The sequence below is a fragment of the Amycolatopsis orientalis DSM 43388 genome, from assembly GCF_000411975.1.
GTDB lineage: Bacteria > Actinomycetota > Actinomycetes > Mycobacteriales > Pseudonocardiaceae > Amycolatopsis > Amycolatopsis orientalis_D.
The window spans coordinates 28,748-44,816 of record NZ_ASXG01000015.1 but is presented as its reverse complement, the minus strand read 5'-3'; the positions used below and the strand labels follow the sequence as shown (position 1 = coordinate 44,816).

Annotated in this window: 10 protein-coding genes and 1 pseudogene; 5 read left to right on the top strand and 6 right to left on the bottom strand. The window is 68.7% G+C overall.

Annotated features, from left to right (window positions below; all coding sequences use genetic code 11):
- Positions 1–2,147 precede the first annotated feature (2,147 nt).
- From L942_RS01675 to L942_RS01665, 3 genes are all read right to left on the bottom strand, one after another.
- Positions 2,148–2,807 (bottom strand): GGDEF domain-containing protein, encoded by a 660-nt coding sequence (locus L942_RS01675; RefSeq protein ID WP_162472734.1) that lies wholly within the window; start codon positions 2,805–2,807, stop codon positions 2,148–2,150.
- A gap of 114 nt (positions 2,808–2,921) precedes the next feature.
- The gene (idi, locus tag L942_RS01670) at positions 2,922–3,485 is read right to left on the bottom strand and encodes an isopentenyl-diphosphate Delta-isomerase (protein ID WP_037353931.1); all 564 of its coding nucleotides are present in this window, start codon (positions 3,483–3,485) and stop codon (positions 2,922–2,924) included.
- Between the two features lie 145 nt (positions 3,486–3,630).
- A complete protein-coding gene (locus L942_RS01665; protein WP_037354366.1) occupies positions 3,631–4,464 on the bottom strand; it encodes an alpha/beta fold hydrolase in 834 nt (277 codons plus the stop codon).
- Positions 4,465–4,629: 165 nt separating this feature from the next.
- Between L942_RS01665 and L942_RS01660 the strand changes: the two genes are divergently transcribed.
- Positions 4,630–5,049, top strand: a complete 420-nt coding sequence (locus L942_RS01660; protein ID WP_037353927.1) for an Hsp20/alpha crystallin family protein — start codon at positions 4,630–4,632, stop codon at positions 5,047–5,049.
- A gap of 650 nt (positions 5,050–5,699) precedes the next feature.
- On the opposite strand, the gene dusB is transcribed toward L942_RS01660, so the two are convergent.
- On the bottom strand, positions 5,700–6,845 hold the full coding sequence (dusB, locus tag L942_RS01650; RefSeq protein ID WP_037353922.1) for a tRNA dihydrouridine synthase DusB: 1,146 nt from the start codon (positions 6,843–6,845) through the stop codon (positions 5,700–5,702).
- A 1,097-nt stretch (positions 6,846–7,942) separates the two neighbouring features.
- On the opposite strand from dusB, the gene L942_RS01645 reads away from it, so the two are divergent.
- Positions 7,943–9,385: a DUF2339 domain-containing protein gene (locus L942_RS01645; RefSeq protein WP_235078864.1), complete on the top strand. Its 1,443-nt coding sequence runs from the start codon at positions 7,943–7,945 to the stop codon at positions 9,383–9,385.
- A gap of 192 nt (positions 9,386–9,577) precedes the next feature.
- Positions 9,578–9,979: a TIGR03667 family PPOX class F420-dependent oxidoreductase gene (locus L942_RS01640; protein ID WP_037353920.1), complete on the top strand. Its 402-nt coding sequence runs from the start codon at positions 9,578–9,580 to the stop codon at positions 9,977–9,979.
- A gap of 13 nt (positions 9,980–9,992) precedes the next feature.
- On the opposite strand, the gene L942_RS01635 is transcribed toward L942_RS01640, so the two are convergent.
- Positions 9,993–10,580: a superoxide dismutase gene (locus L942_RS01635; protein WP_037353919.1), complete on the bottom strand. Its 588-nt coding sequence runs from the start codon at positions 10,578–10,580 to the stop codon at positions 9,993–9,995.
- Between the two features lie 1,119 nt (positions 10,581–11,699).
- On the opposite strand from L942_RS01635, the pseudogene L942_RS01625 reads away from it, so the two are divergent.
- Together L942_RS01625 and L942_RS01620 are read left to right on the top strand one after the other, a co-directional pair.
- Positions 11,700–12,173: pseudogene (locus L942_RS01625) on the top strand (DUF6328 family protein); the annotation flags it as partial.
- Between the two features lie 113 nt (positions 12,174–12,286).
- Positions 12,287–14,119, top strand: coding sequence for a LamG-like jellyroll fold domain-containing protein (locus tag L942_RS01620; RefSeq protein WP_037353916.1), 1,833 nt, complete (start codon positions 12,287–12,289; stop codon positions 14,117–14,119).
- Between the two features lie 1,436 nt (positions 14,120–15,555).
- On the opposite strand, the gene L942_RS01615 is transcribed toward L942_RS01620, so the two are convergent.
- On the bottom strand, positions 15,556–16,053 hold the full coding sequence (locus L942_RS01615; protein ID WP_037353915.1) for an Lrp/AsnC family transcriptional regulator: 498 nt from the start codon (positions 16,051–16,053) through the stop codon (positions 15,556–15,558).
- Positions 16,054–16,069: the final 16 nt, after the last annotated feature.

Genomic DNA, 16,069 nt, shown 5'->3' with positions numbered 1-16,069 from the left:
TCTGGGCCAGGCATCCGCTGCCCAGAACCGTTCTCCGCGCCGAGCGGCCGCCGAGGCCCAGGAGGCTCCGGGGAAACCGGAACCCCGCCGCCCTGCCGAGGCCGAGGCGGAAGCCCGTCCGCGCGCCGACGCCGCGGTCGCATCCCCAGTTCCGAAGCGCCCTGCTCGACGCTCTCCGGCTGCCCACCGTCGTCCGCACGAGCCGGTCCCGGAACGTCGCCGACACCGGCGACCCCCTGGCCACGAAGCCCCCGCGGTTCCCCCGCCTCGCCTGCCAGCCGACCCCGGCGGCCCGGTGCGTCAGCCTCGTCGAGCTGCCCACCGGATCTCATCGCCCGAGCGTCAGCCGGATCCTGCCGACGGCCACCGCCGTGCCCAGCCGACCCCTCGGACAGTCCAGCCTGTTCGCTGATCTCTCCGGCAGTCGCTTCGCCGGGCTCAGCCGAATCCGGCACGACAGGCCGAGCTAGCCCTCGAAGGTCAGCTGGCTGAGTCCGCCGACCCCTCGCCGGCACCCCAGTCTCGCCGAGTCCATCACCCGGCTCGACGCGATAAGTCGCAGCATCTCGCCGCCGCGCACCCGGGACCCGATCATCTCCATTCAGGTCGCCAGGCCGATCCGGGACCGCCCCGCCAAGGAGCGCACGCCCACCCACTCGCGCAGGCCGGTCGACCTCCGCGCCAAGCCGGTTCCCATCCGTATGCGGTCCGCCCGGAAGCCCCGTGTCGTCCGAAGAACCGGTATGCGAGTTGCCGATTCCGTTGCCTAGAACCGGAACGTCGGCTACTGGTCCGCTGGCGCGCCCCTCAGCTGCCTCTCGGCTGTGCCGATTGCTGACCCCGTCGACGCTGGCATTTCCGCGACCGGCCGCCAGGCCAGCGCCCTCTTCCACCGTCTCAGCGTGTCGGTTGCCGCGCCCGTTCGCGCGCCTGCCGGAGCCGGTGTCACCGATGGCTGGCTCACCGTGTCGCCCGCCGTTCGTCCACTCGCCAGCAGGTACATCGTCTTCCGCGGTATCACTGCTGCGCTTGGCCCGCCTACCAGCACCGACGCCTTCTCCGCGCACCTCGCCGGGGCGGCTTCCGACTCCGGTTACCCGTCCACCGGCGGGTACGTCGTCATCTTCCGCAAGCTCGCGGCGACGCTTGGCTCGTCTGCCAGTTGCGCCGGTGTCCACCTCGCCAGGGCGATTGCCGGGCCTGTTCGCTTGGCTTCCGGCTGGTACGCCGTCTTCTGCGGGATCGCTGTGTCGAGCACCAAACCCGTTGACCTGCCTATTCGCGCGGTCACCGGTTGGCGCGGCGTCGTCTCCTGCGGGGCCACCGTGTCGGCCACCGGCCCCGTTCGCGCGTCTCCCGGCCGGTGCGTCGTCTTCCGCGGGTTCGCCGTGTCGGCCGCCAACCCCATTGACCCGCCCGTTCGCGTGCTCACCGGCCAGCGCGGCGTCGTCTTCCGCCGGCTCCCCATGGTGCCCGCCGTTGATCTGCCCATTCGTCAGGCTGCCGTTGAGATCCGAACTGTCACCCGGCCCAGCGTGCCGACTGCCAATCCCATTGGCATGCCCATTCGACCGCCGCCGTCTCGGCGCGACGGACCCAGCGTCCGCCCCGGGAAACCCAGCGCCCGGCTCCGCCCGGCGTCGCCCCGGCTCGGGTCGTTCGGCGTCCGCGCGGCGACGGCCCGGTTCCGCCCGGCGGGTGCCCGGTTCCGCGAGCCGGCTCGCCGGCTCCGCATGCCGCGTCCCGGGGTCGTCGGCGAAGGTGGGGCGTTCCCCGGTGTGCCGCGCGACCACGTCGGACACGCTGATGCCGCCGTGCGTGTCCATCGAACGGCGGCGCCCGCCGCGGGGGCGAGCCGTGCTGTCGGAATGGCGACCGGTGCCGGGGGTGGTGCGCTCGTCGGGCACTCGGTCTCCTCTCGCACGTCAGGCGCCAGGTTGGGGCGGCTTACCTTTGAACACCCGGCGGCTTCGCCGGGTCTCCCAGGACTCGTCGTACCGGGGGAGCTTTTCGTTATCGTACGGATACCCGCCGTTCGTGACGACACCCTCCCGCGAATTTCTTCACCATGAGTCGCCCTAAGGCACACTGAAGCGGACGAACAGGTGAAGATCGGGTTCAGCGAATGGAGTAATCGCCGACGCGCGTTACTCAGAGTGCGTAATTACCCGCGCGGTCTCGCGGTCGTGAAATGCGACCTTGTTGCGTCCCGCCCGCTTCGCGGCGTAAAGGAGATTGTCCGCCCGATGGAGCTGGCGCGGCCCGGATCCGGTGCCGTGCGCGAGGCCGACGCTGATCGTCACCCGCAGGCCCGGCTGGAGTTCTGACCAGGGATGACGCGCAACTCGAAGGCGTGCGGCGTCGGCGACCCGGACGGCGCCCCGGTGATCGATTCCCGGCAGGACGAGAGCGAATTCCTCGCCGCCGTACCGTGCGCAGAACGCATCCGCGGGCAGCCCCTCCTGGAGGAGATCGGCGACCCGGCAGAGGACGCGGTCGCCCAGAAGGTGACCGTACGTATCGTTCACCGACTTGAACCGGTCGAGGTCGACCAGGGCGACGGCCACTGCGGCCGGCAGTTCCGGAAGCCGCTGGTCGAGGTAGCGGCGGTTGTAGCTGGAGGTGAGTGGATCGCGCAGGCTGCCCGCTCGCGCGATGTCGAGCGCGGAGCGCAGGTGCCGGTAGGCCCGCCGCCAATCGCCGCGCGTCGCGAACAGGTCCGCGATGGATTCGTGCAAGGAGAGCAGGTCCGGCGGGGTCTCCCCCGTTCCGAGCTCGTCGTCCGCCGCCACTCTGACCTCCGCCACTCCATCGTTTTCGTCGTAAAGGAGCGGTGGCTTGAGTCATCGGTACGGACGAAGGTGAATTTCGCTCAAGTGGACGACGGTCTTCCGCGGATGTCACTCAGCGCAGTTCTTCGCTCAGAGCGCGGAGAAGGGCTTTTTGTCCTTGAGCTGCGCGAATTGATCACGAGCCCAGTAACTCGCGTCCGACGTCGGATCCGTGATCCACCGTGTGTAATCAGGCCAGGAAATCCATCGCCAGCCGCCGACTTCGTCAGGATTCGGCCGCGGGTCAGTGTCCGTCCAGGCGGCGAACACCGGACAGAACTCGTTCTCCACGATCCCCTGGAAGGGCGGCGTGCGGTAGCGGTACGTGGGCAGCACGCACTCGAGGTCCTCGAGCCCGGACAGCCCGAGTTCGTACGATGCCCGCCGCCGCACGGCGGTCTCCAGCGCTTCGTCGGGAGCCGGGTGACCGCACACGCTGTTGGTCCACACGCCCGGCCATACCTTTTTGTGCAGCGCGCGTTGGGTGATCAGCAGGGCGTTGTCCGAACGGCGCAGGACGTAGCAGGAGAACGCGAGGTGCAGCCGCGTCTCCGCGTGATGACTGGCGAGCTTCGGCCCGGTTTCCCCGGTGGGCACGCCGTCCTCGGTCACGAAGACAACGCGTTCGGTTTCGGCTTCAGTGCTGGTGTCCACTCCGGATACTGAACACCACGCACCTGTCGGCCGATACCGCGAGCCGGGTGGCCGGTTCGCCCGATTCGAGTGTCGGTCCTTCACTTACCGCTCGAATCCCCGGCCCGCCGAACGCCCTGCCGGACGACGCGGGCCAGGCCAGCGGTCACCGGCTTCCGAGATGCTCGACGATCAACGAGGTCAAAGCCTCCGGCGCTTCCTCCGCGACCCAGTGCGACACCTCCTCCAGCATCTCGAACCGGTACGGCCCGGTGCACCAATTCGCCGTGTCGAGCGCGGCGGTAGAACCGAAGGCGACGTCCTCGGTGGACCACACGTACATCGCCGGCACCGAAATCTTGCCGATCTTCCCGCCCGGACGCCCGGCTCGGTACCAGTTCAGCGCGGCAGTCAGCGCACCTGGTTCGGACAGCCGCTGCACGTACTCGTCGATCTTGCTCGGCGGGATGCGCCGGTCGAAGATGTCGCGCAGTGCCTTGGCATTGTCGGCCAGCATGCGGCGCTCGGTCGCGGGCGTCTGCCGCCACTCGGTCATATAGGCCGAGCGCAGGTGCTGGTCCTCGTCGGTCCGCATCGCCTCGGCGAGCGCGCCCGGATGCGGTGTGGACACCACGGTGAGGCTGCGCAGCCGCTCCGGGTGCTCGTCGGCCGTCCACCACGCGACCGCACCGCCCCAGTCGTGACCGACCAGGTCGAACTTGCTCCAGCCCAGCGTGTCGGCCATCGCCACGACGTCGGAAACCAGCGTCGCGATCCCGTATTCGGCTGGCCGCTCCGGCCGTACATCCGGCGAGTAACCGCGCTGATCCGGCGCGACCGCGCGGTAGCCGAGCACGCCGAGCGTGGCTACCTGGTGCTCCCACTCCACCGCGGCCTGGGGAAAGCCGTGCAGCAGCAGTACCGGGCGGCCGTCTTCAGGGCCGGCGGCGATGGCGTCGAAGGATCCCGCGTCGGTCGGGATGGTCAGCTGGTCGATCACGAGACGCACTCTACGGACCGGCACCGACAGTTTTGGCCGGTCTCGCGCCGGCACTGTGATCTGAGCTACTCGGGAACAAATAAGTTGAGTCGGTCGTTAGCAACTTTGCAAGGCTTGGTCAGCGCCCCAGCAGCTGGCCGCAGTTGTCCGAAAGGGGATTCGACAATGCTGATCCGCACCGACCCGTTCGCCCAGTTCGACCGCCTGACCCAGCAGTTCTTCGGTGGTCAGGGCACCGCGCCGCGCTCCGTCCCGATGGACGCCTACCGTGCCGGCGACGAGTACGTCATCCAGTTCGACCTCCCGGGGATCGCCCGCGACTCCATTGACGTGAGCGTGGAGCGCAACGTGCTCACCGTCCGCGCCGAGCGCACGCCGGTCGCGGTCGAGGACGCGCAGGTGGTGGTGTCCGAGCGGCCGCGCGGCAAGTTCTCGCGCCAGCTGTTCCTCGGCGACACGCTCGACACCGCGCGCATCGCCGCGGACTACGTCGACGGCGTCCTGACGCTGCGTATTCCGGTCGCCGAGAAGGCGCAGCCGCGCAAAATCACCGTCGGTGGCGCGCCGCAGGAGATCGACGCCTGAGGCCGTCCGCCCAAGTTGTCCCCAGGTTGTCCACAGTGGGTTGTGGGTAACCTGGGGACAACTGCTATCTGCGCAGGTCATCTGTGGTTTTCACCTCCGTAGTGGAGGTGCGATCGTGCGGTTGAGGACGGAATAACTCCGCGCAGACCGTCATCGAGCCCCACGCACTCTTCGAGTAGAGGTCGGTGAAGCTCGACGTGTGAATACGCGCTACGCCGATGCTGAGGAACCTGCGGAGTGCGACCGCGCCGAAGATCATGCTCACCACCTACATCTGGCCAAGCCCGCAGTGCAGGTTCGGCCGTCTCGCACGCAACGCTGCCGCGGTCCGATCACGCGGGCAGTGCGTGGAACACGACCGTCAAGCAGTGCAAGGCGATCGCGTGATTCATCGGGATGCTCAGACTGTGTTTGTGCGGTGAGCGTCTCGTGGTGACGGGGTCGGCCGCCTGGCTGAGAATTGCGTCGATCGCTTGGCGCGCAAGGTGGTTCGTGTGGACGATGGTTCGGCGACGACCTCGCTATCGCGTTTTCCCTTGCGGCAACGACGTTTCCAGTTGCCGGGTCGCCTTGCCGTGGACCGCAGTCCCGTTGGTTTGCGCAGGTCCTACGTGTCGGCTTCGCGCCGTCGCGGCGAAGCCAGGTGGCGATCAGCCGCCGGAGTGCATGTCTTCGGCCTCGGGGACACAGTCGTCGTCGGGGTCGTCGAGCCAGCCGTGCGGCAGCGTGACCTTGCCCGGGGAGCCCTGCCGCCCGCGCGGCCCGGTGGCGGCGGACGGGAACGGGGCGTCGTGGTCGAGCTGCGCGATCAGGTCGTCCAGCTGGTCCATGCTCGAGACCATCGCGAAGCCGCGGCGCAGCTCGGAGCCGACCGGGAAGCCCATCAGGTACCAGGCCATGTGCTTGCGGATGTCGCGCATGGCTTTGTCGTGGCCGTCGTGCTCGATGAGCAGTTCGGTGTGCCGCCGCAGAACGCGTGCGACCTCGCCGAGGTTCGGTCCCTCGGGAATCTCCCGGCCTTGGAAGGCGGCTTCCAGCTCGCCGAACAGCCACGGCCGACCGAGGCAACCCCGCCCGACGACGACGCCGTCGCAGCCGGTTTCGGCGACCATGCGGAGCGCGTCGTCGGCGCTGAAGATGTCGCCGTTGCCCAGCACCGGGATGCTGGTGACCGCCTCTTTCAGCGCCGCGATCTTCGACCAGTCAGCCTGGCCCGAGTAGCGCTGCGCGGCGGTACGAGCGTGCAAGCTGACGGCGGCCGCGCCCTCGGCTTCGGCAATGCGCCCGGCGTCGAGGAACGTGTGGTGGTCGTCGTCGATCCCGACGCGGAACTTCACGGTGAACGGAACGCCGCCCTCAGCCGCCGCCTTCGCCGACTCGCGCACGATGTCCGCGAACAGCCGCCGCTTGAACGGCAGGGCCGCACCGCCGCCCTTCCGCGTGACCTTCGCGACCGGACACCCGAAGTTGCTGTCGATGTGGTCCGCGAGCCCCTCGCCGACGATGATCCGCACGGCCTCGGCCATCGTCTTCGGGTCGACCCCGTACAGCTGCATGGACCTGGGCTTCTCGTGCTCGCCGAAGGTCATCATGTGCATCGTGCCGGGGTGCCGCTCGACGACCGCGCGGGCGGTGATCATCTCGCACACGTAGATGCCCGCGCCGTACTCCTGGCAGAGCTGCCGGAACGCGACGTTGGTGATTCCCGCCATCGGAGCGAGCACGACGGGAGGATCGACCGGGTAGGGGCCGATCTTCAACGTGGGCGCGCTCAAGGTGGCAGTCACGCTTTCCATTGTCGCCCGTGACGTACGGCACATGCATCCGGGCAGGTCGGCGACCGCGAGACCATCTCGTGTCCAGTCTTGAGTAGTGCTACGGATCCGATCATCGTGCCGTTTCGCCGACTCTGTCCGGTATGACCACGGAAGCTGCAACGCTCCACCGCCTGGCCAGCGAACTGGACGCCCTCGGCCGCCGCCTGACGCACGTAGGTGCCGAACTCCGCGCGGTGCGTCCCGAGCCCGAGTCGGCCACCGGCCAGCCCGACGAGGCATCCGTCGTGGACCCGGCGACGGTCTCCCAGCCGATCCCCGGCCCACCGGGAAGCCTCGCTGAGTCGCCTGCGTCGACCGCGGAGGCGGCGCAGGAGGCCGACCCGCGGGGCGGCGCGCAGTCTGGCAGCGCTGACCACTCGGTCGCACCGGGCTCCGCTGCCGAGGCAATCTCTTCCGCCGCGCCGGATCAGACTGCCGTGCCTGACGAGCCGTCCGCGTCAAGCCGCCCTGTCGTCGCAGGGGAGGTTGCCGCGCCCGGGCAGGTTGCCGTGCCGGGACACCCTGCCGTGCCCGGGCAGGCTGCTGGGCCGGGACACCCTGCCGCACCGGGGCACCCTGCTGAGCAGGCGCATTCGCCCGCCCCGGGCTACCCAACTACGCAAGGCGCGGGTCCGTACCTGTACCCGGCCTACGCGGCCACGCACGGGACAGCGTTCCACCCCCACCCGGGCCACTCCGCGTACAACCCTTACGTAGCTCCGTATTCCGCCCAGCCCATGGCCAGCGCGACCCACCCGTCGACGCCGCAGCCCGGGACTGAACAACCTGCCTCAGCGGACGACGTCGCAGCCGGACAGTCCGCCGCCCAATCGGACCTCGGCCAGCACGCTGCCGATCAGTCCGCCGGGCAGCCCGACCAAGAGCATCCGCACGCATCCGCCCACCAGTCGCCCTTCGCGCAGTCTCCCTACGCACAACGGCCATACGCCCAGCCGCCACATGGACAACCGCCGTACGCCCAGTCTCCCTACGGGCGGCCGCCGTACACCCAGCCGCCCTATACCCCGCCTCCGACGCTTCGGGAGCGACTCGGCCGGGAAGGTGCCGGTTCGCGGTTGCTGGCGTGGATCGGCGGTGCGGTGACCTTGCTCGGGGTTGTCCTGCTGCTGATCCTGGCCATCCAACGCGGCTGGCTCGGTCCGTTGCCACGGGTCGCCGTCGGGGCTGCGTTCGGCGGCATCCTGGTCGGCGCGGGTGCTTGGCTGCATCGCAAACCGGCTGCGCGCACGGGAGCGTTCGCCCTTGTCGCCACTGGGATCGCGACGCTTTACCTCGACACTGTCGCTGCCACCTCCTTGTACGATTTCCTGCCGGTTCCCGCCGGGCTCGCGGTCGGCTTGGCGATCGCGGTGGGCGGACTTGTGCTTGCGGTCAAATGGGATTCCTCTCTTCTGGCGAATGCCGTGGTGGGAGGATGCGGAGCGTGTGCGCCCCTGATCACGTGGGGCTTCACCGATGAACTCGTGACGTTCCTTCTCATGATCCAGATCGCGACCGTCGCTGTCCAGCTTCGACGGTCGTGGTGGCCACTTTCGTTTACTGCAGCCATTCCTCCCTTGACAACGGCACTGATCGGTGTCGGGTTGCGGACATTGCCGGTGTGGGCGGTGATCGCTGTCAGCGTGGTCAGCGCGGCGGCGGCGCTGATCATGTTGCGGCGCAAAGACAATGAGCCCTACTCGCTGGCCGTCCTGGCTGGTTCCCCGCTGCCGATCCTGGTTGCCGCGCTCGTGTCGCAGCGGCCGGAATCTGTGTTTCTGGCGGGTGGAACGGCGGTGGTGCTCATCGCGACCTGGACCATCGTGCGGGGGAATTCCGGTACTGTCGCGGGAATCGCGGGTCTCGTGGCCGCGATGCAGGCGACAGTCACGCAGTTCGATAGCGGAGCTGTCCTGCTTGGCGAAGCGGTAGTGATCGCGTTCGCGGCGAAGTTTACTCGAAACCGGTTCGCGCTAGGTGGTTCTCTCGCCTTCGCGGTGATCGGTGGGGTGTGCACACTCAGTTCGGAGGTGACTCCTGTGCTGCTGGTGCTCCCGCATTGGCATCCCCGCGATGTTCTCCTTGCCGCGCTGGCTTCGGCTGCTCTTCTCCTCGCAGCCTCGATCACGTTGGTGTGGGCGGCAATTCGGCTCAACGTGGTGAAATCGGACAGCCTCGCACCTTGGCTGCCTGCGGGACTGTGTGCGCTCTATGGTGCCGCTGGGCTCGTGCTCGCCGCGTCGATGCTCGTTGCTCCTGGTCGCGTCGGATTCCTGGTTGGCCACACGTTGGTCACGGTTTCGTGGACTGTCGTGGCGTTCGTCCTGCTCTTGCGCGGGATAGAGGTGGTCGCGTTGCGGATCGCCGGACTGGTGCTGGTGGCCGCTGCGGTGGCGAAGCTCGTGCTGTTCGACCTTGCTGCGCTGGACGGGTTGGCGCGGGTGGGCGCGTTCCTCGGCGCTGGGGTGATCCTGCTTGCGGCCGGTGCCCGGTACGCGCGGGTTGTCGCGTCGCGCTGAACTTGCGGGAAGTCCCCCGATCCGGGGAATCGCGATTGCTCTCGGATCGGGGTTTTCCCTTGTGTAGCAGTAGAAATCTGCTTTCGTTGTGGTGGTTCGAGATGGCTCACGAAGGAGGCTGCTCGGGCTGGCGGAGCAGAAATGTCGGTGGCTCGTGGTTACCTGGGAAACCTACCGAGGAGGTATCCGACCATGACCTACACCCACGACCCGAAACTCATTGAACGCGCAGGCGAATCCATCGCCTGGCTCACCACCGTGACTCCAAGCGGCCGCCCCGCGCCGAGGCCGGTCTGGTTCGTGCTCGACGGCGAAGGCATCCTGGTCTTCAGCCGGCCCGGCACGGCCAAACTCCGGCACCTCGCCGCCAACCCGGAGGTGAGTTTCCATCTGAACGGCGACGAGCACGGCGGGAGCATCCACGTCGTCAATGGGCGTGCGCACATCGACGAGGCCAAAGCGTCCGAAGCGCCCGGTTACCTGGCGAAGTACCAACGGCATTACGCCGGAATCGGGTTCGCTGATCCGGCGGCCTTCGACGCCGACTATTCCGTCCGGATCCGGATCGTGCCGGAGAAATCCTGGGGGTTCTGAGGCGGCTCCCGCTCTAGAAGCCGACGTTCAGGCAAGCCAGCCGTCCACCCGCGGTTCCGGCGTGCCCGGGGTTGGTGTGGGTGTGGGTTTCGTGGATCACCACGGACTTCGCCCGCCGCCCGTCGAATGTCCAGTCCACAAAGGAGGTTGCATGACCGATGCCTGACCGGTCGGTGGTGAAGTCGAGCCAGATCTCGTTGCGGGGGTTGGCGTAGGCCGGATCCACCGAGGGCTTCACCGGGTCCGGCACGTGCTGGAAGTGTCCGCCCGCGGCGTCACCTGTGGCGCCGCAGGAGTTGACATGCGCGTGTGCACCGTATTCGTGCTGCGGCAGGAGGCCGCTGATCACCAGCACGGTCGTGGTGCCGACGCGACTGGCGGACAGGGCGGAGACGTGCGCCCTGGCTCCGGCAGGCACGAGATCCGGACGATAAGTGACGGCTTGGCTTCCCGGTGCGTATGCCGCGAAAGTGCCGTGGGCCGCGGTGAAGTGCAGTGGGGAAGCCTTAGTCGGAGAGGCCGCGGCGGAGGCGGCCGGGAGGCTCGTGACGGAGAGACCGGCGGCGAAGGCAACGGAAAGGAACTTAGGGAGGAAACGCATGAAACTTCTCTAACCAGTCGGCGCGGGTCGTGCCATGTTCTCCACTCGAACGTGTGGAGGTCGCCCGGATCTCGGGACGGCCTTCTGCGCGGGCGTGCGGTGCGTGGGTCGCTGGGTGGTGAGTGCGCCGGGATCGGCGAGATTCAGGCACGGGCTGATCCACCTCGGACCTGGCTAGCCGGCGGGCTGGGCAGCGGTCGGGACTGGTGAGCGCAAGGCCAGGCGCGGACAACGGCTGGGTGAGGCAGGTCAGACGCGGATTGGGACTTGGCGATGGTCGAGTCGGACGGCGTCCGGGACTTGGCGATGGTCGAGTCGGACGACGGCCGGGACTTGGCGCTGGCCGAGCCAGAAGTGGGCCGGGGCTTGGCGCTGGCCGAGTCGGACGTGGGCTGGGGCTTGGCGCTGGCCGAGTCGGACGTGGACCTGGGCTGGCGTGGCCAAGTCAGATGCGAACTGGGTCTGGCGTGGTCAAGTCAGATGTGGACCGGCGCTTGGCGTGGGCCACGTCGGACTGGGTCGCGGCTGGTGGCGTGGGCTGGTCGGCCATGGACTGGCCGGGATGTGGGCCTGCGTTGAGCTTGGTCCGGGTCCGAGGCGGGCCTGGCCAGGCCGGGTGCGGGCGCAGGCATCCGTCTGTCTGGACGCGCGGCGTGCGATCAAGCGGCGCGCGATCCGAGCTGGTGCTGATCGTGAAGGTGCTCCGAACTGCTCTCCTGCGGTCCGAGGCGTACTTCGCGGCGCGACGAGTCGGAAGCGTCCGACGCGCTCGCGGCGGATGCGGAGGTCGCTCGGCTGGCCTGGCGAGTTTTCGGGCGTTGACGCGGTGGGTACTTGGCAGCGTGGCAGCGTCGGACTTGCCCGGCGATGCTTCGGCGAGCACCGGTGGAGCCTGACATGCCTGATGACCCGAACAGTGCCATGGGGTTTGACGGCCGTCGTCCGGACGAGCATGGCTCGGCAGGCGCGAATGGACTGGCCGGTGGCCCACCTGCGCAGGCCAGCGGGGCCGAGCACGCCCGGGGAACGGCGGAGTCCGGCGGGCCGGCTGAGGTCGGCGAGTCCGTACGGGACAGTGGCCCGGCGGGCGACTCCGCGGCGGAGGTTGACGACGACGTCGAGCACACCGGCGAGACGCGGAACCAGATGCTGCAGCGGAACGTCGGCGAGCTGTTGCAGGAGTTGCGGGTCGCGCAGGCGGGCGTCCAGATCCTGTTCGGGTTCCTGCTGTCGGTCGTCTTCACCGGCCGGTTCCACGATGCCAGCGGGTTCGAGAAGACGCTGCATCTGCTGGCGGTGCTGCTCACCGTCGCGGCGACGGCGTTGTTGATCGCGCCTGCGGCGTGGCACCGGATGCTGTTCCGGACGGGGCGGCGGGAGCAGATTCTGCGGGTCGGCAACCGGGTCGTGCTCGTTGGCTTTGGGTGCCTTGCTGCGGCGATCACGGTGACGGTCGCGCTGATCGCGAAGGTCTCTTTCGGGCCGGTCGCGATGGGACTCGTCGGCGGGATGGCGATCTTGCTGTTCGGGCTGTTGTGGTTTGCGGTTCCGGGCATGCTCGCCGGCGACCAGAGGCGACGCGAGGGGCACTGAGCGACGTCGCGGCGGACCCCCGTTTGTCCAGTACAGGACAGAAACGGAGCTGTTCATCGAGCCGTCGGCAACTGTTGCCGTAGCGGTCGGGACCGGCCCGTAGCTTCCCGCTCGTGACTGACTCTTCACGGCGGAACTTCCTGCGCGGGGCCGGAATCCTCGGTACCGGTGCGGCGGTGTCCGCGCTTCCTGGTCTGAACGGGATCGCCTCGGCCGATCCCAGTGTCGCTCGGCGGCCGGACGGTGACAGCCCGCGTTTCACGATCGCGGTCATGCCCGACACCCAGTACCTGTTCGACGAGGACCGGGGCGACTCGAGACCGGTGGACGCCTCGCTGTCGTACGTGCTGCGGCAGGCGCACGACGACAACGTTGTCTTCCTCGCGCACCTCGGCGACCTCACGCAGAACGGGCAGGCGCGGGAGTTCGCTGGCATCAGCCGGTCGTTCCAGGCGCTCGACCGGTTCCGGTTCCCGTACAGCACGCTCGCGGGCAACCACGACATCGACGGCTCCACCGACGACCAGCGCGGCCGGACGCCGTACCTCGACGCGTTCGGGCCGCAGCGCCAGCGGAACTCGCCGACGTTCCGCGGCTCTTCGAAGGACGGCTACAACACCTACCACGTGTTCCGGGCCGCCGGTCGGGAGTGGCTGGTGCTCGCGATGGACTGGCGTCCGTCGGCGGGCGGGTTCGCGTGGGCGAAGCAGGTGCTCGCGCAGCACCCGAAGCTGCCCGCCATCCTGACGATCCACGAGCTGGTCAACTCCGACGAGCACGGCAAGGCGTTCCTGTCGGACTTCGGCCAGAAGGTCTGGGACGAGTTCGTCAACGAGAGCGACCAGATCTTCCTGACCCTCAACGGCCACTACTGGCCGCCGAGCCGGCTGGTGAAGCGCAACGCCGCCGGCCACGACGTGCATCTGCACCTCACGAACTACCAAGACCGCTACTACGGCGGCAGCGGCATGATCCGGCTGTACCAGTTCGACGTCGCTCGCGGCGTCATCGACGTCCGCACGTTCTCGCCGTGGCTCGACGGCCGGCGCGACCTCAGCGAACTCGAGCGCATCGAAGCCGAGCGCAGCACCGACGTCGATTACTTCAGCATCGACATCGACTTCGACCAACGGTTCGCCGGTTTCGCGCCCGTCCCGGTGCCGCCGGCCCGTCCGGTGAAGCCGCAGCTCGTGCCGGGCACCGTCGCGTACTGGCGGTTCGAGGGCGGCCGCGCGGGCGCTCCGGTGCCGGACAACGCGCTGATCAAGGACCTCACCGGCCGCGGCAACGACCTGCGCCGCGTGACCGTGCCGGGCAGCGGGCCCGAGTCGTTGGCTTATTCGGCGGACTTCTCGCCCCGTCAGCCGTCGCGGGCGAGCCTTCGGTTCGACGGCGCGCGTAACCCGGACCGTGGCGCATACCTTCAGACCGTCGACAGCGCACCGATGAACAGCCTGACTTTCCAGCGCGGCTACACCGTCGAGGCGTTCATCCGCTTGCCCGCGGACTTCCGCGACGGCACCCACGGCTGGTGCGGCATCTTCGCTCGCCTCGGCAACGGCGGCGCGGCCGGGAAGTCCGGCGACGACCCGAACGAGTCAGCCGCGACGTTCAGCCTCTCGGACGGCGCGGAACTGCAATGGGCTGTGTTCCCGTTGAACCAGAACGGGATCTCCACCAACTGGGGCCACGAACTGCCCTTGGCGAAGTGGTGGCACGTCGCGGTCGTCAACGACGGATGGCGCAGCACGCTGTACGTCGACGGCTGCCCCCTGCTGCGCAACCCCAAGACGCCCGCGATCGGCCTGGCCAACCCGGGCGGCAGCTGGCTGGTCGGCGCGTCGTCGTACCAGGGCAAGGTGGAGCGCAGCTTCTACGGGGAGATCGGCGAGGTCCGCGTCGTCGACCGGCCGCTGGCTCCGCGGGAGTTTCTGCTGGGCGGATAGCGGGTCGATTGACGCCTCGGCAATTCGCGGAAGAGCGCGGTGCGGTGTGGGTGGGCCGGTGGGAGGCCGATACGGAATCCGGCTCGCCATTCCGATCGCGCGGTCGGCAAATTCGGCCTAGTGCGGCCGTTCGGAGGCGTAAGCGAAACGGAAGTATTCGACCAGTCGGTCTAATCAGGAAGGGGGTAATAGTCATCTGGAAGTAGCATCGGAGGGGCGTGAATTGGCTGCTGGCTCGAGCATTTCTCCGGGCAGCGCGATGCCGGTGAGCGGGACTGGGGTCTGCCGTGCCGGATCCGCCCGCGTTTCCGCGCCGGGGACTGGGGCCTGGAACGTCGGGGTGCGGCCGAAGGCGGGACAACCGGGTTGGTGCCGTCAGCGGCGGGGCCGTCGATCAGGCGGTGTGTCGCCAAGCGTCGTTGCTGGAGACGGTGGCTAGAGCGGGCGCCGGTCCGGTGCCCTGGGACCGGTTGGAGATCCCGTGCTGGCCAGCGCCGTTGCTGGGCCAGCAGGGATGGTCGGGTACCGCGCTGGCAGGCCGCCGTTGCCGGAACGGGCGGCTGGAACTCGCCGCCGCACCGGTGTGGGGACTGTGGCCCATGCCGGGACCAGCGGTGATGCTGGAACCAGAGCTTCGAAGCCAGCACCGGACGATGCCCTCCGACGGGTCCAAGCGAGGCCGGGGACGCCAGCCCCGAGCGGTAGCTCGAGGAGTGCGCCGCGGAACGACGCCGGTCCAAGCCACCGGGCAGCCGGGTCCCCCTGGGTGGATCAGCGGGAGCCGACGGCCGCGCCTGCGGAACCGGTTTGGCTCGGCCAGAGGGCCAGCTCGTCCGGGCTGCGAACGGCAGTCCGAGAACTGCGGAAACAGCCGACCTGACCCGGCACCTGCCCGATCCCGGGCGAAGATCCAGCCCGCACCGACCGATCCGGCCTTGCGAACCAGACCGGTCAGACAACCCGTTCGGGTCGCGCCGGAAGACCGCCCACTGCCTCGGGTCCGGAACCCCACCGAGGATCCGACCAGGCCACGGCTCCGTTCCCGTCGCGTCGGAAGCCCGGCCAGCACCTCAGATCAGTCACCTCGCCGAGAACCCGGCCAGTCCGTGCCGCGCCGATGGTCCAGCCAGTGCCACCGACCCGACCGGCCAGACAGCCCGCTTGGGTCGCGCCGGAAGCCGGGCCAGTGTCTCGGGTCGGGAACTCCGCCGAGGATACGACCGGGCCACGGCTCCGTTCGGGTCGCGCTGGAAGCCCGGCCAGCGCCTCACATCAGGCACCTCGCCGACAACCCGGTCAGTGCCAAGGGCCCGGTCGGCCAGACAGCCCGTTCGGGTCGCGCCCGGAGCCCGGCCAGTGCCTCAGACCAGGAACCCCACCGAGCACCCAGCCTGAGCACGCTAGCCGCGAACCAACCCGCGAAACCAGCCCGCGGATCAGGCGGTGAGCCTCCCCCACGAGTAGTCCTGCTTCGCCAGCTTCAGGTACACGAACAGCTCCGTGGAGACGACGCCCGCGATGGGCCGTACCTCGTCGCCGAGTACGGAGAGCAGGTGGTCGTCGTCGCGGCACAGCAGTTCTGCCAGCAGGTCGAAGCGGCCTGAGCAGAGTGCTACTTGGTGCACGTCGGCGACCTTGGCCAGTTGCTGGGCCACTTCGCGGGCGTCGCCGTCCACCGTGATGCCGACCATCGCCCTTCGGGTCAGGTCGACGTGTTCTGGCGAGGTCACGGCGACTATCTGCACCATTTCCTCCCGCAGCAGCCGTTGTACCCGCTGCCGCACCGCGCCCTCCGAAAGGCCCACCGCCTTGGCCAGTGCGGTGAAGGACGCCCTGCCGTCTTCCTGCAACAGCGTGATGAGCGTCCGGTCGGTCGCGTCTAGCGCTCTCGGAGCACGGGGTTCCTCGATTTTCGTACGGTTTTCGTCACCCATGCCGTCCCTCCCTGTG

Excerpts from the sequence above, each read along its gene's own strand:
- dusB (WP_037353922.1), bottom strand. The coding sequence starts at position 6,845 with ATGGAAAGCGTGACTGCCACCTTGAGCGCGCCCACGTTGAAGATCGGC.
- L942_RS01660 (WP_037353927.1), top strand. The coding sequence starts at position 4,630 with ATGCTGATCCGCACCGACCCGTTCGCCCAGTTCGACCGCCTGACCCAG.
- L942_RS01635 (WP_037353919.1), bottom strand. The coding sequence starts at position 10,580 with ATGCGTTTCCTCCCTAAGTTCCTTTCCGTTGCCTTCGCCGCCGGTCTC.
- L942_RS01640 (WP_037353920.1), top strand. The coding sequence starts at position 9,578 with ATGACCTACACCCACGACCCGAAACTCATTGAACGCGCAGGCGAATCC.
- L942_RS01615 (WP_037353915.1), bottom strand. The coding sequence starts at position 16,053 with ATGGGTGACGAAAACCGTACGAAAATCGAGGAACCCCGTGCTCCGAGA.